Origin of the sequence: Enterococcus sp. FZMF, from assembly GCF_030263915.1 — a bacterium.
Lineage (GTDB): Bacteria > Bacillota > Bacilli > Lactobacillales > Enterococcaceae > Enterococcus_D > Enterococcus_D casseliflavus.
On record NZ_CP127160.1, the window covers coordinates 1,731,014 to 1,755,238 of the forward strand.

General features: G+C 42.0%; 25 protein-coding genes. 7 read left to right on the top strand and 18 right to left on the bottom strand.

What is annotated here, in order from left to right; translation table 11 throughout:
- The first annotated feature begins 102 nt into the window (after positions 1 to 102).
- Positions 103 to 315 (top strand): hypothetical protein, encoded by a 213-nt coding sequence (locus QN079_RS08420; protein ID WP_005236082.1) that lies wholly within the window; start codon positions 103 to 105, stop codon positions 313 to 315.
- Between the two features lie 108 nt (positions 316 to 423).
- Positions 424 to 1,835 (top strand): IS3 family transposase gene (locus QN079_RS08425; protein WP_428206824.1). Its coding sequence is split into 2 segments (ribosomal slippage): positions 424 to 892 and positions 892 to 1,835, totalling 1,413 coding nucleotides; the frame shifts between segments, so codons are not numbered across the junction.
- Positions 1,836 to 1,938: 103 nt separating this feature from the next.
- Here QN079_RS08425 and QN079_RS08430 read toward each other — a convergent pair.
- From QN079_RS08430 to obgE, 7 genes are all read right to left on the bottom strand, one after another.
- Positions 1,939 to 2,451: an adenine phosphoribosyltransferase gene (locus QN079_RS08430; protein ID WP_005226167.1), complete on the bottom strand. Its 513-nt coding sequence runs from the start codon at positions 2,449 to 2,451 to the stop codon at positions 1,939 to 1,941.
- 11 nt (positions 2,452 to 2,462) lie between these two features.
- On the bottom strand, positions 2,463 to 4,763 hold the full coding sequence (recJ, locus tag QN079_RS08435; RefSeq protein WP_289229508.1) for a single-stranded-DNA-specific exonuclease RecJ: 2,301 nt from the start codon (positions 4,761 to 4,763) through the stop codon (positions 2,463 to 2,465).
- 147 nt (positions 4,764 to 4,910) lie between these two features.
- Complete coding sequence (locus tag QN079_RS08440) at positions 4,911 to 5,348, bottom strand: lipopolysaccharide assembly protein LapA domain-containing protein (RefSeq protein ID WP_005226169.1); 438 nt, start codon at positions 5,346 to 5,348, stop codon at positions 4,911 to 4,913.
- 12 nt (positions 5,349 to 5,360) lie between these two features.
- Positions 5,361 to 6,149 carry an SDR family NAD(P)-dependent oxidoreductase gene (locus QN079_RS08445; RefSeq protein WP_015509761.1) on the bottom strand — a complete coding sequence of 263 codons (789 nt, stop codon included), beginning with the start codon at positions 6,147 to 6,149 and terminating at the stop codon, positions 5,361 to 5,363.
- Complete coding sequence (gene rnz / locus QN079_RS08450) at positions 6,133 to 7,089, bottom strand: ribonuclease Z (RefSeq protein WP_289229509.1); 957 nt, start codon at positions 7,087 to 7,089, stop codon at positions 6,133 to 6,135. The genes QN079_RS08445 and rnz overlap by 17 nt, the downstream gene beginning before the upstream one ends.
- 72 nt (positions 7,090 to 7,161) lie before the next feature.
- Positions 7,162 to 7,737, bottom strand: a complete 576-nt coding sequence (locus QN079_RS08455; RefSeq protein ID WP_010748409.1) for a DUF456 domain-containing protein — start codon at positions 7,735 to 7,737, stop codon at positions 7,162 to 7,164.
- A gap of 180 nt (positions 7,738 to 7,917) precedes the next feature.
- Positions 7,918 to 9,231: a GTPase ObgE gene (obgE, locus tag QN079_RS08460; RefSeq protein WP_289229510.1), complete on the bottom strand. Its 1,314-nt coding sequence runs from the start codon at positions 9,229 to 9,231 to the stop codon at positions 7,918 to 7,920.
- 248 nt (positions 9,232 to 9,479) lie between these two features.
- Between obgE and gap the strand changes: the two genes are divergently transcribed.
- A complete protein-coding gene (gene gap, locus QN079_RS08465) occupies positions 9,480 to 10,490 on the top strand; it encodes a type I glyceraldehyde-3-phosphate dehydrogenase (RefSeq protein WP_005226174.1) in 1,011 nt (336 codons plus the stop codon).
- A gap of 50 nt (positions 10,491 to 10,540) precedes the next feature.
- Here gap and QN079_RS08470 read toward each other — a convergent pair whose 3' ends face one another.
- Together QN079_RS08470 and QN079_RS08475 are read right to left on the bottom strand one after the other, a co-directional pair.
- On the bottom strand, positions 10,541 to 11,491 hold the full coding sequence (locus QN079_RS08470) for an alpha/beta hydrolase (RefSeq protein WP_289229511.1): 951 nt from the start codon (positions 11,489 to 11,491) through the stop codon (positions 10,541 to 10,543).
- A gap of 178 nt (positions 11,492 to 11,669) precedes the next feature.
- On the bottom strand, positions 11,670 to 12,761 hold the full coding sequence (locus QN079_RS08475) for a DUF871 domain-containing protein (RefSeq protein WP_289229512.1): 1,092 nt from the start codon (positions 12,759 to 12,761) through the stop codon (positions 11,670 to 11,672).
- A 182-nt stretch (positions 12,762 to 12,943) separates the two neighbouring features.
- Between QN079_RS08475 and QN079_RS08480 the strand changes: the two genes are divergently transcribed.
- Complete coding sequence (locus QN079_RS08480) at positions 12,944 to 13,693, top strand: peptidylprolyl isomerase (protein WP_289229513.1); 750 nt, start codon at positions 12,944 to 12,946, stop codon at positions 13,691 to 13,693.
- 50 nt (positions 13,694 to 13,743) lie between these two features.
- On the opposite strand, the gene fabZ is transcribed toward QN079_RS08480, so the two are convergent.
- Complete coding sequence (gene fabZ, locus QN079_RS08485) at positions 13,744 to 14,184, bottom strand: 3-hydroxyacyl-ACP dehydratase FabZ (RefSeq protein ID WP_005226178.1); 441 nt, start codon at positions 14,182 to 14,184, stop codon at positions 13,744 to 13,746.
- A gap of 206 nt (positions 14,185 to 14,390) precedes the next feature.
- Between fabZ and fabI the strand changes: the two genes are divergently transcribed.
- Together fabI and QN079_RS08495 are read left to right on the top strand one after the other, a co-directional pair.
- Positions 14,391 to 15,146, top strand: a complete 756-nt coding sequence (gene fabI / locus QN079_RS08490) for an enoyl-ACP reductase FabI (protein ID WP_005226179.1) — start codon at positions 14,391 to 14,393, stop codon at positions 15,144 to 15,146.
- Positions 15,147 to 15,293: 147 nt separating this feature from the next.
- Positions 15,294 to 16,211 carry a mechanosensitive ion channel family protein gene (locus QN079_RS08495; RefSeq protein ID WP_015509767.1) on the top strand — a complete coding sequence of 306 codons (918 nt, stop codon included), beginning with the start codon at positions 15,294 to 15,296 and terminating at the stop codon, positions 16,209 to 16,211.
- 35 nt (positions 16,212 to 16,246) lie between these two features.
- On the opposite strand, the gene cbpB is transcribed toward QN079_RS08495, so the two are convergent.
- The 8 genes from cbpB to QN079_RS08535 all read right to left on the bottom strand — a co-directional run bounded on the left by cbpB (position 16,247) and on the right by QN079_RS08535 (position 22,664).
- Positions 16,247 to 16,750 carry a cyclic-di-AMP-binding protein CbpB gene (gene cbpB / locus QN079_RS08500; protein WP_005226181.1) on the bottom strand — a complete coding sequence of 168 codons (504 nt, stop codon included), beginning with the start codon at positions 16,748 to 16,750 and terminating at the stop codon, positions 16,247 to 16,249.
- Between the two features lie 109 nt (positions 16,751 to 16,859).
- The gene (locus QN079_RS08505; RefSeq protein WP_005226182.1) at positions 16,860 to 17,372 is read right to left on the bottom strand and encodes a metallophosphoesterase; all 513 of its coding nucleotides are present in this window, start codon (positions 17,370 to 17,372) and stop codon (positions 16,860 to 16,862) included.
- Complete coding sequence (rph, locus tag QN079_RS08510; protein WP_118215625.1) at positions 17,369 to 18,721, bottom strand: ribonuclease PH; 1,353 nt, start codon at positions 18,719 to 18,721, stop codon at positions 17,369 to 17,371. Before rph ends, QN079_RS08505 begins: the two co-directional genes overlap by 4 nt.
- The gene (gene racE, locus QN079_RS08515; protein WP_015509769.1) at positions 18,722 to 19,537 is read right to left on the bottom strand and encodes a glutamate racemase; all 816 of its coding nucleotides are present in this window, start codon (positions 19,535 to 19,537) and stop codon (positions 18,722 to 18,724) included.
- 228 nt (positions 19,538 to 19,765) lie between these two features.
- The gene (locus QN079_RS08520; RefSeq protein WP_005226185.1) at positions 19,766 to 20,422 is read right to left on the bottom strand and encodes an amino acid ABC transporter permease; all 657 of its coding nucleotides are present in this window, start codon (positions 20,420 to 20,422) and stop codon (positions 19,766 to 19,768) included.
- 17 nt (positions 20,423 to 20,439) lie between these two features.
- A complete protein-coding gene (locus QN079_RS08525) occupies positions 20,440 to 21,087 on the bottom strand; it encodes an amino acid ABC transporter permease (protein ID WP_005226186.1) in 648 nt (215 codons plus the stop codon).
- Between the two features lie 11 nt (positions 21,088 to 21,098).
- Positions 21,099 to 21,908 carry a transporter substrate-binding domain-containing protein gene (locus tag QN079_RS08530; RefSeq protein ID WP_005226187.1) on the bottom strand — a complete coding sequence of 270 codons (810 nt, stop codon included), beginning with the start codon at positions 21,906 to 21,908 and terminating at the stop codon, positions 21,099 to 21,101.
- 18 nt (positions 21,909 to 21,926) lie between these two features.
- Positions 21,927 to 22,664: an amino acid ABC transporter ATP-binding protein gene (locus QN079_RS08535; RefSeq protein WP_005226188.1), complete on the bottom strand. Its 738-nt coding sequence runs from the start codon at positions 22,662 to 22,664 to the stop codon at positions 21,927 to 21,929.
- Positions 22,665 to 22,932: 268 nt separating this feature from the next.
- Between QN079_RS08535 and trpS the strand changes: the two genes are divergently transcribed.
- Positions 22,933 to 23,940: a tryptophan--tRNA ligase gene (gene trpS / locus QN079_RS08540; protein ID WP_005226189.1), complete on the top strand. Its 1,008-nt coding sequence runs from the start codon at positions 22,933 to 22,935 to the stop codon at positions 23,938 to 23,940.
- Positions 23,941 to 24,225: the final 285 nt, after the last annotated feature.

Here is a 24,225-nt window from a genome sequence, read left to right on the forward strand (position 1 = left end):
CGTTTTTACGAAGATTTTTTTTCTTTCCTCTTTACAAAGCGAACAAACATTCGTATAATAAGTATACAAACATAAGTTCGTATTATTTAAGGAGTGAATGAGATGAAAGCAGTTCGTCGATTTGGTTTTATGTTGTGGGTATTATTGATGGGAATTGTTATTGGCTATTTTGGCGTTTTAAGTGCTGTTCTGATTTTTTGCCCTCTAATGATGCTTTGGTTCATGCTTTGGGATGAAAAGAAATTCCGTCAAGCAGAGCGCAAACGTAACCGCCATTATTATCACGATCATGATTTTTATCGTTATGAACCATGATCCTTCCCCTACATACGCCCATAAGGCAGCAGAAACAAAAAAAGGACTCCAGTGAAGCGCCCCCCAAAAGTTAGACCAAAAATCTAACTTTTTGGGGGCGCTATTTGTATGGCAAAATATCCTTTTGAATTAAAACTAAAAATCGTTAAAGAATATCTTAGTGGTGTGGGTGGATATCGGCATCTTGCCAATAAATACGGTATTTCAAGCAAGTCTCAAGTAAGTGATTGGGTGAATGCCTATCGTGAATACGGAGAGGAAGGTCTATTGAGAAAGCATCAAAATCAGAAATATTCTGTTCAATTTAAGTTAAATGCGATAGAGTTATATCAAACAAGTGAGATGTCCTATCGAGAAGTTGCCAGCACTTTAGAAATGAACAACCCTGCGCTTATTGCCAATTGGATGCGTAATTTCAGAGAAGCAGGTATTGAGGGGATCTCAAAAGAGAAAGGGCGATCACTTACTTTGGCTAGAAAAAAAGAGAACAAAAAAGAAAATACAACAACTGAAGAACGCGATCGTATCAAGGCATTAGAAAAGCAAGTCCGATCCCTTCAAATTGAGAATGCCTTTTTAAAAGAGTTGAGGAAGCTGCGAAAACAGGAAGCCCAGCAAAGACGCAAGAATCAATCGCACGAATCATCGCCAGCCTCCGAGGATCATTCAAACTAGTTGAGCTTCTTGAAACATTGAAATTTCCTAAAGCAACCTATATGTATTGGCAGAAACGGTTTGACAGACCAAACCCAGACCAAGAAATTGAAGAAAAAATGATTGAAATTCGCAAGGAGCATAAAGACTATGGCTGTCTGCGACTAAAAAAAGAATTAGAGAATCAAGGGATTCATGTCAATAAAAAGAAGATTCAACGTCTGATAAAAAAACTAGGTATCGAAGTAAAGTCTTACACTCGAAAATCTCGACGGTACAATTCTTATCGTGGGAAGGTTGGCACTGTCGCCAAAAATCGTATTCATCGTCGGTTTTATACAAATATCTGTCACCAAAAAATTACAACTGATACCACAGAGTTTAAGTATTATGAAGTAGACACCACAGGTGTCGTTCGTCAGAAAAAGCTGTATTTAGATCCTTTCATGGATTTCTACAATAGTGAAATTCTATCTTATCGGATTTCTGAAAAACCAAACGCACTAGCCATAATGGAAGGATTAGAAGAAGCAATCCAGATGACAAATGATTGTCCATTTCGTAGAACCTTCCATTCAGATCAAGGATGGGCCTATCAAATGAATGCTTATAAGAATAAATTGAAGCAGCATAAAATCTTCCAGAGTATGTCTCGTAAAGGGAATTGTTTAGATAACTCACCTATGGAAAACTTCTTTGGTTTATTAAAGCAAGAGATTTTTCATGGAGAAGTCTATCGGAGTTTAGATGAATTGAAAACAAAAATTGACCAATATATCTATTATTACAACCATAAACGCATCAAAAAGAAATTAAATTGGCGAAGTCCGGTTCAGTTTCGAGAAGCTGTAAAAACAGCTGTCTAACAGTTAATTTTATCGTACAAAAAAGGAGTGGATTTCTCCACTCCATAAAAGTCTAACTTTTTGGGGTCACTACACAGCGAGTCCTTTTCTTGTTTCTGCTTTTTTAGTATTCCATTAACGTCTTGATTTCGACACCTTGGATCTTGTCTCTTCCATGTAGATCCATCAGTTCGATCAAGAAAGCACAGCCAACAACGATACCACCTAGTTTTTCTACGAGTTCGATCGTTGCTTTGATCGTTCCACCAGTTGCTAGTAGATCGTCACAGATCAAGACACGTTGACCTGGTTTGATGGCATCGGCGTGCAGCGTCAAGACATCCACACCGTACTCTTTTTCATATTCTGCTTCAATCGTTTCCCGTGGCAATTTGCCTTTTTTACGTACTGGGGCAAAGCCGACACCTAATTGATACGCAACTGGACAACCAACGATAAAGCCGCGGGCTTCAGGTCCTACCACCATATCGATGCCTTTTTCTTGTGCATACTCAACGATTTGTTGTGTCGCATACCGATACGCTTCTCCATCTGCCATCAATGGCGAGATGTCCCGAAAAATAATTCCCTCTTGGGGATAATCAGGAATACTAGCAATATACTCTTTTAAATCCATTTTCTTTCCTCCTAGACTGTCAACCACTGACGAAGGGTTGATAAATCACTCATTAATAAAAATTCTTCTGTTTTGATCAGTTTTTGTCGTTGCTGATACAAATGACTCTCCGTCAATGGACGGGAAACAGGATCAGCAGTTTTATTCAAAACACCATCTTGTATTGTAACAAATTCCAGCTCAGAAAACACCTGAATCATGAAAATAAGTAATTTTTGTGGGATTTTTAGATAGTCAGCGACCATCTTTAGTTTGTAACGAATGTCCAAACGAGGCTGCTGTTTGATCAGTTGAAAGAGACGACTGTATTGCTCTCTTGTCCCTACCCCATCTAAATAAGCATCTTCTGTCGAGTAGAAAACAAAAGCAACTCTTGACGCCTGGAGCGCTTGAACGATCTCTTTGATCACTGCAGGGTCAGCAGGACAATCTAAAAATGCAATCTCTTGGAACTGACCAGCACGAAAAGTATCTTCCAAGGCTGTAACTGAGTCAAATATGGTGGTTTGCCCACAAAAGCCTTGCAATTCCCGAGGAAGTTTCTGCTTGAAAAGAACGCCTAATGTTTGACTGCCCAGAGAGACACCTTGGCGGCTTCTTTTCGAACGATAATCAAATAGCTGAATCCCTTCCACTGCAAAATCATCCAACATGAGCTGCGGTTTTTTGTTGCCATTCCATTCATTGATGGAAAGCTGACCAACGATCGATAAGCGGTCGTTTTCAAACGCTACTAAATCTTTTCCAAAACCAAACCCAATGACATCCAGCTGCGTGTTAGACTCATCGCTCATCACTAACTTCAAATGCTGATTTTCTGAACCAATCTGGCGAGCATTTTGAGTCATCAGATTAGAAAATAAAAATTTCGGTAAGGGGTTGTCCGTTCCAAAAGGCGCTAAGACTTTTAATGATTCAATAAAACTGATCGAAACTTCTGTTAACAGTAACTCCTCATCGATCGCTAATGGGATGCCCTGACTGAGGTCAATGCCATTTTCTTCAACGTAACGATTCATTTGGGCTTGCAGCATATCTAAATGATCGATGGGGATACTTAATCCAACTGCTGCATGATGGCCGCCAAAGCTAGTAAACATGTCTTTCATCGTCGACAGCATTTCAAACAGATTCAACGCAGCAATGCTTCTTCCCGACCCTTTGGCTAAGCCATTTTCTTTTTTGGTCAAAACGATCACTGGTTGTCCTGTACTTTGCATGATTCGTCCTGCCACGATCCCTAAAACACCTTCGTGCCAATGATCTCCCACCACCAAATGAACATGATTCGCAGGATCGATTTTTTCTTGTGCTTCTTTCATGATTTCTTCAACAAAGGTTTTTCGCTGCTGATTGATTGTATCTAAGGTTTTCGCTAAGCTGACTGCCTCTTCTTCATCGAAGGTAGTCAACAAGCGAACAGCCGGATTGGGATCCTCCAAACGACCGATCGCATTTAACCGTGGTCCAACGGCGAAGCCAATATCTGTTTCGTTGACTGTTTGTTTTTTTAAACCGCTGACAGACAGCAACTCATTCAGTCCGATGCGATCCGATTGCTGAATCATTTTCAACCCGTTGCTGACTAATAGCCGATTCTCATCGGTTAAAGAAACCATATCAGCGATCGTCCCAATCGCAACAAGATCAAGCAATTCCACTGGCACTTCTTCTAACAAAGCGCAAGCCACTTTAAATGCAACGCCGACTCCAGCCAAATCACCAAAAGGATAGTTTCCTTGAGGGTGACGGGGATGGACAATAGCAAACGCCTCCGGTAGTTCTGCAGGTAGTTCATGGTGATCTGTGACGATCACGTCAACTCCTTGTCCTTGAGCATAAGCAATCGCCTCATGACCAGACACCCCATTGTCGACGGTGATGATCAATTGCGTCCCTGCTGCAATTTTATCTTGATAGACAGTTAGATTGGGACCATATCCATCTGTAAAACGATTAGGCAAATAATACTCAGCTTCCGCCCCTAGCAATTCCAACGTTTCCTTTAACACGGTAGTGCTCGTAATCCCATCCGCATCGTAATCACCATAAATCAAGATTCGTTCGCCATTTAAAATCGCTTCATGGATTCGTTCCACGGCTTTAGCCATATCATGAAATAAAAACGGATCATGAAGATATTGCAGGTCCGTTGATAAAAAAGCATCGAGCGCCTCTGCTGTTCGAATATTTCGCTGCCATAGCAACGCGCCGATCCGCTCAGGGATCTTTCTTTCTTGGATCAGCTCTTTAAATACTGGGGTCGTTTCGCTTTCTTGCGGACGCACCCAATGAAAATTTGCACGTTTCACCAAATCACTCCTAACTAGGATATTATAGCAAAGTTTATGCAAAAAAGAAAAACAACGAGAGAAACAGCACTCGTTTTACAACACAAAAAAAAGAGCTTGCAGCAAATCTTGCACTAGCAAACTCTTTTTTTGTGAAACGTCGTTCTTTTAGGCTTGCGATTCAAAAGACTTCATTTCCTCATCGATCGTTGGCGGCGTGGATGCGCCCGCAGCACGTGAGGAAAGCTGGGCTTCTTGATCATCGAGCTGCTGCTGTCTTGCCGCTAACTCCGCCTGCTTGTTCGTGTATTCCCGTTCCAAAGCTTCTCGTTGTTCTTGGAGAACCTTCTCGTTATTCGAACGATAATCTGAAAGCTCTTTTCTCAATTGCTTTAGTTCTTTTTTTTGGCGGAACATTGCGCTTGTGGAAACCAGCAGCAAAATCAATGCGCCTAACAAAGCAGAACCAATAATGACTAAGATCAGTGGCGATTGAATCGTTGTGAAGCCAAAGTTGATCGGGACAGTCATATTGTTTGCAACGGCAAATAAAACGATCACTAAAATCAGTAAAATACCAACGATAACACGCCATTGATTTTTCATGGGCTTCAACTCCTATTTTTTGTTGAACATCGTTCCCGCCATATAATCGCCGATTGAAGGAAACAGGGTATATAGTTTCGCAGCAGCGCCTAAAATATGTGGGCGATTGATTTCTCGTTTTGGATGGATCATCGCTTTGACGATCGTTTGCGCTAATTTGTTCGGTTCGAGCACTAGGCTGCCCACCGACGATAAGTAACTACCGCTTGGGTCTGCTTGGTCAAAGAATGCCGTTTCGATCGGTCCAGGATTGACCGTTGTTACGTTGATCCCTAATGGTTTTAGTTCTAAACGTAATGCGTTAGAAAAACCGAGCACAGCAAATTTTGTTGCAGAGTAGACGGCCGTTTTTGGCGTAGCGATCTTACCTGCGATCGAAGCAACATTTATGATATGACCATGCTTTTGTTCAGCCATTTGGATCGCTACTTGCTGGGTCAAAACCATCATGCCAAGCACATTGACTTCGAACATATTTCGGATGACCGCCGGGTCCATCTCTGTAAATTCTTGAAAGATCCCGTAGCCAGCATTATTGACGAAGACATCGATCTTACCAACTTTTTCATTGATTTTTTCTAGTAAGCGCTCCACACTTTCAGGATTTGCTACATCCAATTGAAACGCATACGCTTCTTTGCCGCTTAATTCCATACATTGTTCTTTGACTTTTCCAATCAGATTCGTTCTTCGGGCACAAGTCACGACGATCGCACCACGTTTTGCGGCTTCATAACAGATTTGTTCTCCAAGTCCAGCAGAGCCACCTGTTACAACGACAACTTTATTCTCTAAATTCATCTGTTTCTTCCTCTCCGGCAAAAGGGATCTCGACAATATCAAAATCTTTGACGATCAACGTATTCGGAAATACTTCTTTTGCTTCATTTACTAAATTTGTAATATCTTTGCCAACGTAACGCGCACTGATATGGGTCAACAGCAAACGCTTCGCTTGAGCTTCTTGTGCCACTTCGGCAGCTTGCCGCGTCGTCGAGTGAAAATAAGCGCGAGCCAACTTGGCTTCTTCTTTGTTAAAGGTACTTTCATGCACCAATACATCCGCATCTTCTGCTAGCAGTACGGCGTTTTGACATTTACGCGTATCACCTAATATCGCCACGATCCGACCTTTTTTCGCTTGGCCCAAGAAATCAGCCCCATTGATTTGACGTCCATCGTCAAGGGTAACTACTTCACCTTTTTTCAAACGACCGAAGAGCGGGCCAGGTTTCAACCCAAGTTCCAGTAAATCCTGCACTTGCAATTCCCCTTGATGGCTTGCTTCAACAATCCGATAACCAAAACTGTCAATGCCATGATAAAGGCGCAGACACGATACTTCAAATTGCTGATCTTTAAAAAGAATCCCTTCTTCTTCAATCTCGAAAAAATGTAAGGGGTAGCTGACTTTGGTCTGAGAAATCCGCAAAACCGTTTGAACGTATGCTTTGATCCCCTTGGGTCCATAAATCTCTAGAGGCGTGTCGCCTCCTTGAAAGGAGCGGCTGCTGATCAATCCTGGCAACCCATAGATATGGTCACCATGAAGATGAGTGATAAAGATTTTTTCAATCTTTCGTGGACGAATCGTAGAATGCAAAATCTGCATTTGCGTCCCTTCGCCACAATCAAAAAGCCAAACGGCATTCCGTTCATCTAAAAGTCGTAACGCAATGCTGGTCACGTTTCGATGTTTCGCAGGCACACCCGCGCCTGTTCCTAAAAATTCTAATTCCATAAGCTTCTTTCCTTTCATCTCTTTCCAATTTTAGCGGAAAAGAAATCAAGTTGCAATTGAAGCTTGTGGATTTTATTTCTCAGATTGGCGATCTTCTGCGTCGTTATGAGAGTTTTTCCAGTCTTCTTGAACGCGTGCTTTGGTAGATTCTTCGACTTTCTTAGCCGTTTCAATCTCTGCTTCCACTTCATCGTAGTCAAAGCGCGTGATGTCACCGCCTAATTCATTCATGATCAATTGATTCAAAGGACGATTGTCTTCTTCATCTGCGATCAATAATAACCCCGTATCACCAACACCAATTTGGTTTCCGACATGTTCAAAAAGCATTTGCGCATTTTGGATCTCTTTTGCATCACGAGTAGCACCGATCATACTGCCACCAAACCAGCCCAGCATGATTCCTAAAGGTCCGCCTAGCACACCAACGAGCATCCCGATCAATCCACCCGTTGATGTCTTATTGTTCCCAGTAAAATCGAGAAAGTCCTCGACTTTAAATTGATGCACGCCTTCATTGGTGTGGGTAAGAACTGCCATTTGTTCCCCTTTGATCTTCCGTTCCATATGCATCCGCTTCACTTCCGAAAAGGCTTGGTACGCTTTGGCACTGGCATCAAAATTCATTACAATGACACGTTTTGACATAAAAATCGCTCCCTTTGGTTTATTTGTTCTCTTCTTTATTTTAACAGTAAATCATTTAAATGAAAAAATAAACCAAAAAGACTGCCGATCATTGATTTCTTAGAGAAAATCAATGATCGGCAGTCAAATCCACTGCAATTAAAAAAGTATTTTTTAGGCAAATGATGTTCTTTTAAACGATTATTCGACAAACTCGAACTCGAAGTTGCCGATCCGAACGATATCGCCGTCTTTGGCACCACGCGCCCGTAATGCTTCATCGACACCTAAACCACGCAGCTGACGAGCAAAACGCATCACGGTCTCATCATGATCAAAATTCGTCATCTGGAATAGTTTTTCGATTTTTTCACCGCTCAAGATCCAAGTTGCATCAGGATCACGATCAATTGAGAACTCTGATTCATCCGATTGGAAGCCATAATGAACAACATCTTCTTCCATTTCTTCATCGTATAAAAGGAACTCAGGGGTGACTTCCAATAGATCCGCTGTCGCATTCAACAAGGCATCGATTCCCTTACGAGTGACACCAGAGATTGGGAAAATCATTGGTTCATCCGCGAACTCATCCGTTTTTTCTTTTGCCAGCTGCTCTTTGAAAAGGGCTAGGTTTTCTTCAGCATCCGGCATATCCATCTTATTGGCAACGATGATTTGTGGTCGCTCTAGTAAGCGCAAGTTATGGGTCGACAATTCATTGTTGATGGACAAATAGTCCTCGTATGGATCGCGTCCTTCCATGCCACTCATATCGATCACATGTAAAATGACGCGGGTCCGTTCGATATGGCGTAAAAACTGAGTCCCTAAACCAACCCCTTGTGAGGCTCCTTCGATCAGACCAGGCAGATCAGCGACCGCAAAACTACGGCCATCAGTAGTTGTTACCATACCTAAATTTGGTACCAGCGTGGTAAAATGATACGCACCAATTTTTGGTCGAGCAGAGGAAATCACAGAGAGTAATGTAGACTTCCCAACTGAAGGGAAACCAACTAGACCAACATCTGCTAAAACTTTTAATTCGAGCTCGATTTTTCTTTCTTGACCAGGTTCTCCATTCTCAGCTAATTCTGGGGCTGGGTTTTTTGGAGAGGCAAACCGAATGTTGCCACGGCCGCCACGGCCACCTTTAGCAATCACTAATGTTTGGCCTTGCTCAATCAAATCACCTAATAAGGCACCTGTTTCAGCGTCACGAACGGTCGTTCCCTGTGGTACTTTGATGTAGGTATCATCTGAGCCACGACCGTGCATTCCTTTACTCATGCCGTTTTCCCCGGGTTGCGCTTTAAAATGACGATTAAAACGGAAATCCATTAATGTACGCAGACCCTCGTCTACGACTAAAATGACATCACCACCACGTCCACCGTCACCACCTGCGGGTCCGCCGTCTGGGACATATTTCTCTCGGCGAAAAGCAACCATTCCGTCGCCGCCTTTTCCTGCTTTGACATCGATTGTCACTTGATCTAAAAACATGGACATTATTTGTCCTCCATTCTTTTTTTACTACCTTCTATACTTTTTGATTATCAGTTATCTCACCTTAAGTGGTTACTATTTCTCTAATAAGAAAGTCTATTTTATTGTAACGACCGAAACGTCTTTTGTCTATCTTTTCTCATGGGTTTCCGTAAGAAATCGCGAATTCTTAAGGGTTATTCTTTGACAGTCACTTGAAATCGTAGCAAACTTTTAAGTGTACCAGACACAATCAAAGGAGGAAACAAGAAATGACAGTAAAAGTTGGAATCAATGGTTTTGGACGAATTGGACGTTTGGCTTTTCGTAGGATCAAAGAAGTTTCTGCCGATATTGAAGTTGTGGCAATCAATGATTTAACGAGTCCAGTCATGTTAGCACACTTATTGCAATTTGACTCGACCCACGGCACGTACCCTGGAACTGTTACTGCAACGGATAATGCTATCGTTGTCGATGGCAAAGAGACCCGTGTGTACGCTGAACCAGACGCAAGCAAAATCCCTTGGGCAAAAGAAAATGGCGTCGATATCGTTTTAGAATGCACGGGTTTTTACACTTCCGCAGAAAAAGCACAAGCCCATCTTGATGCGGGTGTCAAACGAGTCGTTATCTCCGCACCAGCTGGTAATATGAAAACGATCGTTTACAATGTCAACTCCGACACGTTAACACCAGAGGATACTATCATATCCGCAGGTTCTTGTACGACCAACTGCTTAGCTCCGATGGCCTACTTCTTAAATGAGGAATTCGGGATCGAAGTTGGTACGATGACGACGGTACATGCCTATACTTCTACACAAATGCTATTGGATGGTCCGGTAAAAGGCGGAAACTTAAGAGCCGCTCGGTCCGCTGCAGACAACACGATCCCTCACTCGACAGGTGCTGCTAAAGCGATCGGTCTAGTTATCCCAGAATTAAATGGCAAATTACAAGGACACGCCCAACGGGTTCCTGTCGTCGATGGTTCTTTAACAGAATTAGTCTCAATTTTGAAAACCAAAGTAACCGCCGATGAAGTCAATGAAGCGATCAGAAAACACACCGTCGATAATCCGTCATTCGGTTACGATGACCGTGAGATCGTCTCTGGAGATGTGATTGGTACCACTCAAGGTTCTATCTTTGATCCGACACAAACAGAAGTAACCACGGCTGGCGATTTCCAACTGGTGAAAACCGTCGCTTGGTATGATAATGAATATGGCTTTACTTGCCAAATGATTCGTTTGCTAGAAGAATTTGCTCGTTTATAAGCCAAGGGTCAAGCAAAAAGTGCCGGTTCTTTTTTTGAACCGGCACTTTTTTATTCACTTGCTGGGCGATCGTATTTGTCCAAAAAAGCTGCAATTTTTTCTTTGTAAAGCGCTGGATCTGTTTTGTAGCTTTTCGCATGCTCGGCACCTGAAACAACCCACTTTTCTTTTGGTGCATCGGTCGCGTTATACAAAATATCCAGCATCGAATAAGGAACAAACGTATCTGCATCGCCATGGATAAAAAAGATTGGACGCGTATTCTTTTGCAGTTGTTTGACTGCATCTGCTTCACCAAAGAAATACCCCGCTCGGATTTTTGTGACAAGGCTAGTGACATTCATCAATGGAAAGGCAGGTAGACCAAACAATTGATCGAGTTGATACCCCAATTCTTCATTGACGTTGGTATACCCACAATCTTCAATGATAGAAGTGACATTTTTCGGCAAGTCTTCCCCACTGGTCATCATTACCGTGGCAGCCCCCATACTGATGCCATACAAAGTGATCGTTTCTTCAGGACCATTTTTTGCGAGTACTTCATCGATCCATTGCAGATAATCCTTACGTTCGTGCCACCCAAAACCAATATAATCTCCTTCGCTTTGACCATGCCCTCGAGCGTCTGGAACCAAGACATTATAGCCTAAATCATGATACATCTTAGCATAGTCCGCCATCGTTTCTGCATTCCCCATGTAGCCATGCGCGATGATCGCCGTTTTTCCTCGATTCTTCTCCTTTGCCGGTAGATAAATGGCGGATAATTTTAAATCATCTTCAGAAGTCAGCTGCCATATCTCACGATTTGCTGGATCTGTAAACCAATTTTGCGATTCATTTCCTGTCTGATTTTCATCCGTACCAGGGGTATCTCCTTCCAAAAAATCTTTTTCTGAAGGAACCACCGCATAATCGTAAAAATAGTTTCCTGCATACCCTAATACTGCAATTGCTAATACAGCCACTCCGATGGCAATCTTCCAGCGCAATTTCACACGTGTCACGTCCTCTTGTTATATAGTTTACATAATATTATTATGGTTTCATCGTTCTTCATGGAAAGAACCCACTACATAAATTACCGTTTTTTGCTCGTGTTTGTCAATTGCAAGCGCCCAAAAAGAAAACCATTGCCAAAACGCTTTGTTGGCAATGGTTGATTTCTCGTGATAATTAGTTATTTTTGACCAATTTAAAACTTGACCAAGGTTTCAAAAATTCTAATAAGAATAGTTCCTCATCAGCGATCTTACCAACGACATTGACGCGACCATCATTTTTCATTGCTTTTAAGGCGATTTGCGTCTCACCTTTGTATTGTCCATAGCCAGCATTATCGATCAAGACATCCCCTCTTACCATATCACGGGTATCATGAGGTGGAAATTCCTTGTCTTTATAATAGATCCGCGTCATCGTTGAACGCAAGATGTACTCTGAGCGATCTCCTCGATAGCTGTGCAGATTATCGAAGAGACAAATTCGTTCATCTTCAGTGATTCCGTCAACGACATCGACTCTTAATGTCGGATAATCAGCATGAAACGCTTCAGCCATTGCTGCCAATTCTGCTTCTGAAGCATAGGCATTGCCAATAGAGATATCATCGATCAAACCAGTCAACACTAAATGTTTGACTTGTGTAGCTAGTGGCAGATCACGATGGTCTTCCAAAGAGCATAAACCATCTTGTGTTGGCCATGGACCGAAATCAGCTTCGTGAGAATTCACGAAAGCCATCGTATTTAAATTGTATTTGCGGAATTTTTCCGAACAAAAAACAAAATGGTCATAGCCTAACCCTGAATAGCGATGAGGATAGAAGTTATGCGAACCGAGTAAATTTTCAGTATTAGGTGAATAACTCATGATGTTATCCACGTAGCTCGTGCCGCTGCTCATATTGATTTCGATTTTGATCCCGTAAGGATTACGGGTCATTTTGGCTTCTTCTGAACCAGTGAAACCAATATCTAACCGAACACCGTAAGCCCCCATCTCATCAAAGAAGGATAAATCATCATAAGAAATACCTAACTGTTCGAATAAACCAGGATTGATATCTACCATGACTTCCATTCCTAACTGATTGGCATAATCTACGACTTGTTTAAAGTCTGCCAAGACTTTTTCTTTGTCATCGTTGATTTGCAGCAAACTGGTAAATACCCGTTTAAAGCCGTATTTGTGTGCCAAGTCTAGATACGCTTTGTCCTTTTCAAACGTTGAGCGCTCTGGATAAATCGATATCCCTAATTTTCCCATCAAAAAAACCTCCTGTAAATTCTATCCGTTTATTATAATGAATCCTCTTTCATTATAGCAAACATCTAAAAAGTGGTCTACACCTTTCCGTCTGTTTCTTTCTCATTCCACAAAATCTGCGCTTTCTTCTATGTCTCTTTTTTGTTATGATTATCATTAAGAAAACTGGAAGGAATGAAAGAATGAAAAAAATCCTATTCACACTGACAGCAGCTGCTAGCCTTTTATTATTGGCTGCTTGTACAGGTTCAAGTACCACCGATCCCTCAGCAAGCAATTCGGCAGAAAGCACGTCAACCTCAGAATCTGTTGACTTGAATGCCCTGGAATTGCCGCAATTATCAACGGATGTGCAAGAGAATGAAGCTTTAGTTGAAATGGTAACGGAAGAAGGCTCGATCAAAATCAAACTTTTCCCAGAGATCGCGCCCAAAGCAGTCGAAAACTTTTTGACCCATGCCAAAGATGGGTATTATGACGGCTTGACTTTCCATCGTGTCGTAGAAGAGTTTATGATCCAAGGGGGCGACCCTAATGGTGATGGTACTGGCGGAGAAAGCATTTGGGGCGAAGGATTCGGCGAAGAATATTCCAACCAGCTTTATCACTTGCGAGGCGCATTAGCAATGGCAAAATCAAGTGCGCCAAACAGCCAAGGCAGTCAATTCTACATCGTTCAAAATGATCAAGATGTATCCGACGGTCTAGCGATCCAACACTATCCTGAAAAAATCATCGAAGCCTACAAAAAAGGTGGAACACCACAATTGGACGGTAGCTATACTGTATTTGGTCAAGTGATCGAAGGCATGGATGTCGTAGATAAAATTGCACAAGCAGAAACCCAAGACTCTGGCAATGGTGAGAATTCTCAACCGGTTGAGCCAGTGAAGATCGAAACGATCAAGGTCTTGCAAGAAGCCAAAGAATAAATAATAAACCGCTGAAGTCTCCGTTAATCGGGAATTTCAGCGGTTTTCTTTTATTTTTGGTCGCCAACGATAAAGGTGAATTCGCATTCCGCAGCTTTTTTGCCGTCCACTGTAGCGACCGCATCAGCAGTTCCTACAGAGCCTTTGATTTTAGTGATCTCGAAAACAAGTTTCATGGTATCTCCCGGAACAACTTTTTGACGGAATTTGGCTTTGTTGATGCCGCCGATATACGCCGTTCTACCTTGGAATTCCTCGGATTTCAAGATCAGGATCGATCCTGCTTGTGCCAATGTTTCTAAAATCAAGGCACCTGGCATTACTGGATTTCCTGGGAAATGTCCTTGGAAAAAGTCTTCGTTGATGGTGACATTTTTCGTTGCGATAATCTTTTTGCCAGACTCGATTTCATCGACGTAATCAATATATATAATTGGGTAGCGATTTGGAATCAAATCCATGACTTCTGTTTCAGTCAATAGTTTTTTCATGGTTTCCCTTCCTTGCTTAAGAATTTATTATAGTTTGATTATCAAAGTATCATAGTTCAGCGAAATTCGCAACTAAATATTTATTAAGAAAAAAATAGTTTGACAATCAAACAATTATGCTTAATAATTAGAAATCAAGATAGTTTGATTTACTATTTGTCATTATACGTATTTTATTATTGTTGAATTTATTAAGGAGTGGAATTATGAGTTTTTTAACCGGTAAAAAAGTTGTCGTCATGGGCGTTGCTAACAAACGCAGTATCGCTTGGGGCTGTGCACAAGCATTAAAAGCACAAGGAGCCGAAGTGATCTACACGTATCAAAACGACCGCATGAAAAAGCCTTTAGAGCGCTTATTGGAGTCTGACGAATTTGTAGTGGAATGTGACGTCGCCAATGACGAAAGCATTGCTTCCGCCTTTGAAACGATCAAAGAATATGCAGGTGAGATTCACGGTGTTGTCCATGCCGTTGCTTATGCCAATAAAGAAGATCTATCTGGCGATATTTTGAATATTTCTCGTGACGGTTATGCTTTGGCGCAAGACATCAGCAGTTATTCATTGATTGCCGTCACTAAATATGCCAAACCAATCTTAGCTGAAAATGCTGGAATCGTTACCCTTTCCTACTTAGGTGCCGAACGAGCAGTACCGAACTACAATATGATGGGGATTGCAAAAGCCGCTTTAGAATCAAGCGTTCGCTATTTAGCTGCCGAACTTTCACCGCAAAAAATCCGCGTCAATGCGATTTCAGCTGGTGCCATCAAGACGCTGGCAGTAACTGGTGTAAAAGACTATCAAAAACTGATCCAATTGTCAGAGGATCGAACACCTGATCATATTGGTGTGACGATTGAAGAAGTGGGCAATACTTGTGCCTTCTTGATCAGTCCATTATCAAGCGGGATTATCGGCGAAGTGATTTTCGTTGATAAAGGCGTTCATTTATCTTAATCAATGAGTGTCATAGAAAAGTCTGCTATTTGCCTACCCGTTGGCTAAGCAGGCTTTTTCTGAAAAAAACAGGTATTTCAGAAAACCTCCTTTGCATTTCTATTTTATCTTCGTTAAAATAGATGCAGTAAGACTTGGAGGGATTTTATGAAACAACTGCTACTTGCAGCTAGCACGACCGATTCAAGTGGTTCCAGCATTACCGAACCAGCAGCTGCTCAGCTCAATGCATTACAAAAATGGTGGGCATCGATCGACTGGGAATCGATCATTGGCCTACTGATCCAAAAAGCACTGATGCTGCTTTTTTTGTGTATCTTATTCGGAATTTTATTAAAAATAAGCAACATGATCATTGATCGGATCTATCGGTCCTATGAAAAAAAAGCCACCTTCAATGTGAGTCGAATCAACACGATCCATACCCTGATCCGCAATACGGTTCATTACACATTAGGCTTCTTTTTTGTCTATGCACTCCTTTCAACCATCGGCGTACCTGTAGGCTCGCTACTAGCCGGTGCCGGAGTCGTCGGTGTCGCCCTCGGTCTCGGTGCCCAAGGCTTTATGAATGACTTGATTACTGGCTTCTTTATTATTACTGAACAACAAATCAACGTTGGTGATTACGTCCGCTTGACCAATCTGACGCTTGAAGGTACAGTGACGGCCGTCGGTATTCGGACTGTTCAATTAAAATCCGTTGACGGAACCGTTCATTATATCCCAAATCGTAACATCACAACCATCAGTAATACATCAAGAGCCAATATGCAAGTCGTGGTAGACGTACGTATCTTACCATCTGAAGGCTTAGATGAAATACGTGCCATCATTGAAGAAGTCAATGAACAGATTGCTCAGCAGCACGAAGAAGAGATTCAAACGGCCCCTACGGTCTTCGGTCTGGTGGATCTAGGGAACAACAACTTTGCAATTCGCACGACCATGTATGTGACCAACGGTACGCAATGGAAAATCAAAGAGGAATTTTTGGCCGCATCGATCGATGCTTTAACTGCCAAAGGCTATACGATCCCCAATGCGCCGATCGTCGGTATTTAAAAAAAGGTTATCCCGAAACTGGGATAACCTTTTTTCTATACCACATGCAGTTCATCTGTCATCTTTGGGGCATCTTCTTTCGAAATCAGCAAATAGCGTCTTTCGATTTCATGCGCCAAATGATTGACGGATTTTAAAATCTCTTTGCGGGTGATAATCCCAACAAAGACATTGTCATCATCAACGATCGGCAAGAATGCTTGATCCACTAACAGATGCAGCATACTTTCCAACTCATCGTTTTCTTTGATGCAATTCACATTGACTTCCATGACATCTGCCACAGTCAGCCCTTCAATATTTTCCATACTGAAGCCAGTGAGATCCATCATTCGTTCTACGATGTTTGAGAGGCTGATTAAGCCGACTAAATGGTCCTCACTATCTAGTACTGGGATCTTTGAATAGCCCACTTTTGATAAAACAAGCAATGCGTGACTCAAAGGGTGGTTATAAAATACCGATGCCACATTCTCTGCCGGCACCAAGAAATTTTCTTGATTCTCGAGTAATATTTTTTCTACGGTCTGTCCTATCAATCTAATTGCCTCCATTTCACAGCTACTCTTCTATTTTACTTGAAAATGAGAATAGAAAGTAGAAACCTGCAAAATTATAATGAAATTTTTACTTTTTGATTCCGCTTACTTAACGTGTAAAAACGAAAGCTAGCTCTGGAACTTTATGAAAGGAACGATCATAGTATTGGATTGCCCATTGTTCTGGCGTACTTTCAATAATCGCAAAACTTTTGATTTGAATTTGCCCTCGCGGTTGGGAAATACTGCCGGGATTCAAGAAAAGTCGATTCCCGACTTTCTCACAAGCAATTTGATGCGTATGACCAAACAAAGCGATCGAGGCATCTGCTTGTTGCGCTTTTAAGCCTAATTTGGTTACGCCAAAACGAACATCCGCCAAATGGCCATGGGTCATATAGATGGTATCCAGCGGCGTTTTAACGATACGCTCATTCGGAAAACCACCACCGTAATCGCAATTGCCACAAACGACTTGGAATGTTTCCCATAAAGGATCCGTTTCAGGAAGTTCTGAATCCCCACAATGAAGGAACAAATCGACTTGATTTTCGAATTCATTTTTAAGATCAACAAGAATCTCACGATCTGAATGATTGTCACTGACAACTAAGTATTTCATACATTTTCTCCTTCTAACCACTCCCGCCACTGTTCCTGCAGTTTTTTGATTGCTAGACCACGGTGGCTCACTCGGTTCTTTTCTTCTTGACTCATTTGGGCTGCGCTTTGCTCTGAACCATCAGGAATAAACAATGGATCGTAGCCGAACCCATTTTCTCCGCGAGGGATGCGGCCGATTCTCCCCGGCCATTGAGCTTCAACCACCAAACTCTCTTTTCCTGGCGCTGCGAAAACTAACGTACAGTGAAATTGGGCACTGCGTTTGTCATCTTCGACATCCGTCAATTCATAGAGCAATTTTGCATTATTGGCAGCGTCACTTTTTTGCTCACCAGCAAATCGAGCAGAATACACCCCTGGTCGCCCCCCTAGTGCATCGACTTTCAGTCCTGAGTCATCAGCTAACACCGGTCTTCCCAAAATTCTGGCGATGGTTTCGGCTTTAAGGCGGGCATTTTCTTCAAAGGTGGTGCCGGTTTCTTCAACATCTGGCAAGGAAGGATAGTCTTTTAAGGTACGGACATCGTAACCTGCTGCGCCAAATACGGCTTTAAATTCCTTGGCTTTTCCTGGATTGCCTGTAGCAATGACGATCGTTTTTTCGGGAATCTCATAAGGGGGTTCATCTGGTAAAAACAGTGCCTCTTTTTGATAGGCGATCAATTCTTCGATAGCCGTTTTTCCGTAGATCAGCATCTCATTCAACTGCTGACCATCAAAGGTCGCTTCTTCCCCAGTTCCTTGCAATTCGACAAATCGACCAGATTCCGTCATCACCAAATTCATGTCAACAGCAGCTGAAGAATCTTCTTGATAATCAAGATCGGTCACACAGGTGCCATCTGGTAAAATCCCGACACTAATTGCTGCCAAATGCTCCTTGATTGGATCTTCCGTCAACGCTTTGTCACGCAACAAGGTATCGATAGCTAAACGCAACGCGACAAATGCGCCGGTAATACTAGCTGTTCGGGTACCGCCATCTGCTTGAACGACATCACAATCGACCACGATACTGCGCTCCCCTAATTTTTCTAAATCGACTACTGCGCGCAAGGAACGAGCGATCAGCCGTTGGATCTCCATCGTCCGACCAGAAAGCTTGCCTTTGGCACTTTCTCGACGATTACGAGTGTTGGTCGCTCGTGGGAGCATACTGTATTCGGCTGTGACCCAGCCTTTTCCCGTATCTCGTAAAAACGGAGGGACCCGATCTTCAATCGTTGCCGAACAGATCACGGTTGTGTCACCAAAAGAGATCACAACCGATCCTTCGGGGTGTTTGTAGACGTTGGTTTGAATTTTAACTGGTCTTAACATTGTTTCTTTTCTGCCATCATGTCGCATTTAAAAGCCTCCTAAATCAGTGTGAATCGATGAGATCGTGTCTAAATCAAGCCAATCATTGGCAATCTCATCAAACATTTTCGGTGAACCAGTAGTAAAAAATGCATGTTGCGGATGCGGATCGTCCTGACTCGTTGCAGCAATGGAAAAATAGTCCAACAAGGTACTGACTTCCCCCACCGTTTCTGCACCTGAATCAATCAGCTGGATATGAGCGCCCAATTCATTTTGGATCAAAGGACGCAATAAAGGATAATGGGTACAACCCAAAATCACTGTATCTAGCCGTTTGTTTTTCAATGGACGCAATGTTTCTGCCACGATTTTCTTGGCAACCGAGCTATGGTATTGTTTGCTTTCTACGATCGGCACAAACTTTGGGCAAGCCAAACTGACGACGGACGCATGGGGCGCTTTGCCATGAAGCGCGCGCTTGTAAGAGTCACTTTTGATCGTTCCGTTTGTCCCGATGACACCGATTCGTTGGTTTTTGCTTGCTTTGACTGCTGCTCGACTGCCAGGCAGGATCACGCCGATCACTGGGATCGCTAGTTGTTCTTTGATTTCTTCAAGGGCGACCGCTGTCGCTGTATTACAAGCGATCACCAACATTTTAATATTTTTTTCTAATAAAAAACGGGTCATTTGCCACGTATACTCGATGACTTGCTCAGCAGGTCTCGGACCATACGGGCATCTGGCTGTATCTCCCAGATAAAGAATCGATTCGTTGGGTAATTGCTTGATTGCTTCTTTGACGACCGTCAACCCACCAACACCAGAATCGATAAAACCAATTGGTCTGTTGTTTGTCATAGTTTCCATCCTTTACATGAAAGAAAGAGTTTGGGCGTTTTTCTCTCTTATTCATTTTGGACTTTTTTTGACTATTTTTCAAGTATTCCTTTCGTTTGCTAAAAAAGCTTTCCCAAAAAGCACGAAACGGTCAAAAAGAAAAAATCCCCAAGATTGGCTTACACCTCACAAGTTGCACTTGCATGGGTGAAAGACCGATCGTGGGGATGTTTTTGTCGATTATTCGTTTTAGTAATCGTACTGACGTTTTTCCAAAAAGCCAGAAAGCAATGACAAGGCATAACAAACCAAAAAGTATAAAACAGTCATTGCCAAAAACATAGGCAAAACATAGTTTGTGTTTTGACCATAAATGATTCGAGCATGATGGGTCAGCTCTGGTAAAGAAATAATCACAGCTAATGACGTATCTTTGATCAAAGAGATCAACTGACTGACGATCGCTGGCAGCATCGCTTTAAATGCCTGCGGCACGACGATGCTCCGCAATACTTCGACATAGCTTAGCCCTGTAGACAAACCAGCTTCCATCTGCCCTTTTGGCACAGAATTCAAACCAGCACGAAAGATTTCAGAAAGCATCGCTGATTCAAAAATCGTCAACGCCACAACTGCTGACCAAAAAATATTAAAGCGGATACCGATCTGCGGCAATGCAAAGTAAGTGAAAAAGATGATCAAGAGCAAAGGCAAGTTACGAATAACATCGATCACGACACCTAATACTTTAGAAAAGACTGGGATCGAGCTGAAGCGCAAAATGCCGGCGATCCCTCCGATAATAAAGCTAAATAAAATCGATAGGATCGACACTTCAACTGTTACCCGCAAGCCATCGATCAAGAAGCGAATGTTAATCGCTGAAAAAGCTTCAAAAAAGTCCATAGTTCGTTAGCTCCTTTCTATGAGCGGACAGCCCAACGCCGTTCCAAGTAAACCATCAAATAAGACAATGGTAGGGTAATGATCAAATAGAAAAGACCAACAATGATATACGTATCAAATGTATTGAAGGTCTCACTTGCGATCAAATCGCCTTGATACATAATATCTAATCCTGCAACCATCGCCAAAATTGATGAATTTTTGACAAGATTGATAAATTGATTGCCTAACGGCGGTACGACGATCTTAAATGCTTGAGGCAAAATAATGTAGCGCATCGCTTGGCTGTAAGTAAAACCAGAAGACAAGGAAGCTTCCATCTGGCCTTTAGGGACCGTTTGAATTCCTGAACGGATCGTCTCAGCGATAAATGCCGATGTATAGATCGTTAAGCCGATCGTTCCTGCTTGAAAGCCGTCAAAAGAAACCCAATACATTGGCACAACGACATAAAAGAACATCACGATGATCAATAAGGGAATATTTCTAAAAAACTCAACATACGCTTTGGCAATCCCTTTGATGAGGCGATTGTCTGACAACTGAAAAATTGCCATTAAGGTTCCGATCAAAAGACTAAAAAACAGTGCGATCAAACTCGCCATGACTGTGTATTTAAAGCCTTCAATAAACTGACCGGTATACGTTTGAAATAATTCAACCATTCAGTTTCCTCCTACTCTACTTTTCCTGATTCGTCTTCAGGGAACCACTTGTTGTAAATCTCATCATAGGTTCCATCTTCACGCATTTCCCGCAACGCTTGATTCACTGCATCAAGAAACGGCTTTTGTCCTTTATTGATAGCAATACCATAAGGTTCTTCTGTAAAAGTTTCGCCAACTAAATGGTAATTGGGATTTTCACTCGCCATCCCTAATAAGATCGCATTATCCGTGGTCATAGCATCCCCTTGACCAGATTGTAAAGCGGTAAAGGCTTCCGCATAATTCTCAAGTTCCAAAATTTGCGCTTCTGGCGCTGCTTCACGAATGTTGACAGCGGAAGTAGAGCCTTTCACGACCAATACAGTGGTATCTGCGGTCAAATCTTCGATCCCTTGAATAGGACTGTCTTTGGCAACTAATAACGATTGGCCTGCATCAAAGTAGACATCGGAAAAATCGACCTGTTTTTTACGTTCTTCCGTGATAGTCATCGTGGCGATGATTGCATCGATGTTGCCGTTTTTCAAAAGAGGAATCCGAGTTTTTGAGGTAACTTCAACAAAGATGGCATTGCCATCACGACCTAAAATTTTCTCAGTGATTGCACGAGCGATATCAATATCGAATCCCCGTACTTCTCTGGTCGCGATATCCATTAATCCAAAAAGACGGGTATCGTTTTTTACGCCCCAAACGATCTGATTCGTCTCTTTGCTGTTTTCTAAAATATCGATCTCTGCGGCACTTTGTCCTTTACAACCTGAGAAAGTCACAAGGGCAAAGGCTAAGACTAGAAAAGAAAATATTTTCTTTCTCATAAGGGTTCCTCCTATTGCTTAATGATTGCTGACTTTGCTCAAGAATTGTTTTGCACGTTCGTCTCTTGGTGCATCAAAGAATCCATCGACATCGCGCCGATCCTCTAGGACTTGTCCTTCCGCCATAAAGACGATTCGATCTGCTACTTCACGGGCAAAGCTCATTTCATGGGTAACAACGATCATGGACATGCCTTCACTGGCAATTTTTTTCATGACATCCAAGACATCACCAATCATTTCTGGATCCAATGCTGACGTTGGCTCATCAAAAAGCAGCATTTCTGGTTTCATCGCAAGCCCTCTGGCAATTGCGACCCGCTGCTGTTGTCCGCCAGATAACATGGAAGGATAGGAATCTTTTTTATCTAACATCCCTACCCGATCAAGAAGCTTTTCCGCCAAATTGATGGCTTCTTGCTCATTTTGTTTTAATACTTTGATCGGTGCCAACGTAATGTTTTCTAACACGGTTTTATTTGGATACAAATTGAAATGTTGAAACACCATGCCGATGTTTTTTCTAATTTCTGTCATTTTGACATCTTTGTCAAACAAGTTCTTGCCATTGACCAATAATTGACCACCTGAAATGGTTTCTAGACCATTAATCGTACGGAGCATTGTACTTTTACCAGATCCTGAAGGTCCGATAACAACAACGACCTCACCTTTTTCAAATTCAAGGTTGATGTTTTTTAATGCATGGAACTTTCCGTAATATTTCTCTACGTTCTTAAATTCGATCATTGCCATTGATTCACACTCCTAGCTTTTTTTAAAATTAAATGAGTAATTGGAAAGATTTGATTCATATTATAGCTCAATCTTTTTTCATTTGTAAAGGTGCTTTTCCAATGTTCCCCCCTTATTTCTGAAAAGACAAGTGCTATTTTACTTTGATGTGAGGTTTTTGTCCATGAAAATTTTTCTCACCCCATCAGATCACGAGGAGAACCGGTTGTTTCTTTTGCTAAAAAAAGGTAAGATAAACCATATAACAAAGGAAAAAGGTGGAAAAAAAGTGAATACGATTTTAACTGGCGACCGCCCAACTGGCAAATTGCATCTTGGCCATTATGTGGGGTCTTTAAAAAAACGGGTCGAAATGCAAGCTGACCCTGAAAATCAGCTTTATATCATGGTCGCTGACATGCAGGCACTAACAGATAATGCGAAAACACCTGAGAAGGTCTCAGCGAATATTCTAGAAGTTGCTTTGGATTATTTAGCCGTTGGATTGGATCCAGCAAAAACAACGATGTTTATTCAATCGCAAATCCCTCAGCTCTCTGAATTGACGATGTATTATCTCAATCTAGTCAGTGTTGCTCGAGTACGACGCAATCCAACCGTTAAAGCCGAAATTGAACAAAAAAAATTTGGTGAAGGCGTCCCTTCAGGTTTCTTCATCTATCCTGTCTCTCAAGCAGCGGATATCACCGCTTTTAAAGCAAATTTAGTCCCCGTTGGAGAAGATCAAAAACCAATGCTGGAACAAACGCAAGAAATCGTGCATAGTTTTAATTCTACGTATAGTGAAGTATTAGTCGAACCAAAAGCGGTTTTACCGCCAAAAGGCATGGGACGTTTAGCGGGGATCGATGGGAACGGGAAAATGAGCAAATCACTGAACAATGGTATTTACTTAGCTGATCCAGCCGATGTATTACAAAAGAAAGTGATGAGCATGTACACGGACCCAAATCACATTCATGTTAACGACCCTGGACAAGTCGAAGGCAATATGGTCTTTACGTATCTTGATGTATTTGGCACTGAAAAAGAAAAAATTGCTGAATTAAAAGAACATTACACCCGTGGTGGACTAGGCGATGTCAAAATCAAACGCTATTTGATCGATGTTCTGGAAGCCGAATTTGCACCGATTCGTGAACGCCGTGAAGCTTTTGCAAAAGATCCCGGTGAAGTGATGAACTTATTAAAAATTGGTAGTGAAAAAGCAGAACAAGTTGCCGCCCAAACGTTAGCTGAAGTCAAAAATGCAATGGGCATCAATTACTTCGCCTAAAAAACAAGCCTTTACGGCTTGTTTTTTTGTTTACAAATCGGAATGAATTCTTTCATACAAAACCTATGTGTCAACTCTGTGTTAGATTTCACGAGAACCCTTCCTCCCCAGACTGACACTTTGTGTAATTTGATTTGATGCTGTTTCTTGCACAAAAACCAAGAGAGCTGTCCTAAAAAATAACCTCATAAAATGCGGATTAGAAAATCCTTTTTTTCAACCTTGCCAGTGTTTAAAAAAAGTTGTACCAAAAAAGCTGGATTGCCTTCTATAGAGAAATCTTTT

Coding starts and splice junctions, on each gene's coding strand:
- QN079_RS08420 (WP_005236082.1), top strand. CDS start 103: ATGAAAGCAGTTCGTCGATTTGGTTTTATGTTGTGGGTATTATTGATG.
- QN079_RS08430 (WP_005226167.1), bottom strand. CDS start 2,451: ATGGATTTAAAAGAGTATATTGCTAGTATTCCTGATTATCCCCAAGAG.
- QN079_RS08440 (WP_005226169.1), bottom strand. CDS start 5,348: ATGAAAAATCAATGGCGTGTTATCGTTGGTATTTTACTGATTTTAGTG.
- QN079_RS08445 (WP_015509761.1), bottom strand. CDS start 6,149: ATGAATTTAGAGAATAAAGTTGTCGTTGTAACAGGTGGCTCTGCTGGA.
- rnz (WP_289229509.1), bottom strand. CDS start 7,089: ATGGAATTAGAATTTTTAGGAACAGGCGCGGGTGTGCCTGCGAAACAT.
- QN079_RS08455 (WP_010748409.1), bottom strand. CDS start 7,737: ATGTCAAAACGTGTCATTGTAATGAATTTTGATGCCAGTGCCAAAGCG.
- obgE (WP_289229510.1), bottom strand. CDS start 9,231: ATGTCCATGTTTTTAGATCAAGTGACAATCGATGTCAAAGCAGGAAAA.
- gap (WP_005226174.1), top strand. CDS start 9,480: ATGACAGTAAAAGTTGGAATCAATGGTTTTGGACGAATTGGACGTTTG.
- QN079_RS08475 (WP_289229512.1), bottom strand. CDS start 12,761: ATGGGAAAATTAGGGATATCGATTTATCCAGAGCGCTCAACGTTTGAA.
- QN079_RS08480 (WP_289229513.1), top strand. CDS start 12,944: ATGAAAAAAATCCTATTCACACTGACAGCAGCTGCTAGCCTTTTATTA.
- fabZ (WP_005226178.1), bottom strand. CDS start 14,184: ATGAAAAAACTATTGACTGAAACAGAAGTCATGGATTTGATTCCAAAT.
- fabI (WP_005226179.1), top strand. CDS start 14,391: ATGAGTTTTTTAACCGGTAAAAAAGTTGTCGTCATGGGCGTTGCTAAC.
- QN079_RS08495 (WP_015509767.1), top strand. CDS start 15,294: ATGAAACAACTGCTACTTGCAGCTAGCACGACCGATTCAAGTGGTTCC.
- QN079_RS08505 (WP_005226182.1), bottom strand. CDS start 17,372: ATGAAATACTTAGTTGTCAGTGACAATCATTCAGATCGTGAGATTCTT.
- rph (WP_118215625.1), bottom strand. CDS start 18,721: ATGCGACATGATGGCAGAAAAGAAACAATGTTAAGACCAGTTAAAATT.
- racE (WP_015509769.1), bottom strand. CDS start 19,537: ATGACAAACAACAGACCAATTGGTTTTATCGATTCTGGTGTTGGTGGG.
- QN079_RS08520 (WP_005226185.1), bottom strand. CDS start 20,422: ATGGACTTTTTTGAAGCTTTTTCAGCGATTAACATTCGCTTCTTGATC.
- QN079_RS08525 (WP_005226186.1), bottom strand. CDS start 21,087: ATGGTTGAATTATTTCAAACGTATACCGGTCAGTTTATTGAAGGCTTT.
- QN079_RS08530 (WP_005226187.1), bottom strand. CDS start 21,908: ATGAGAAAGAAAATATTTTCTTTTCTAGTCTTAGCCTTTGCCCTTGTG.
- QN079_RS08535 (WP_005226188.1), bottom strand. CDS start 22,664: ATGGCAATGATCGAATTTAAGAACGTAGAGAAATATTACGGAAAGTTC.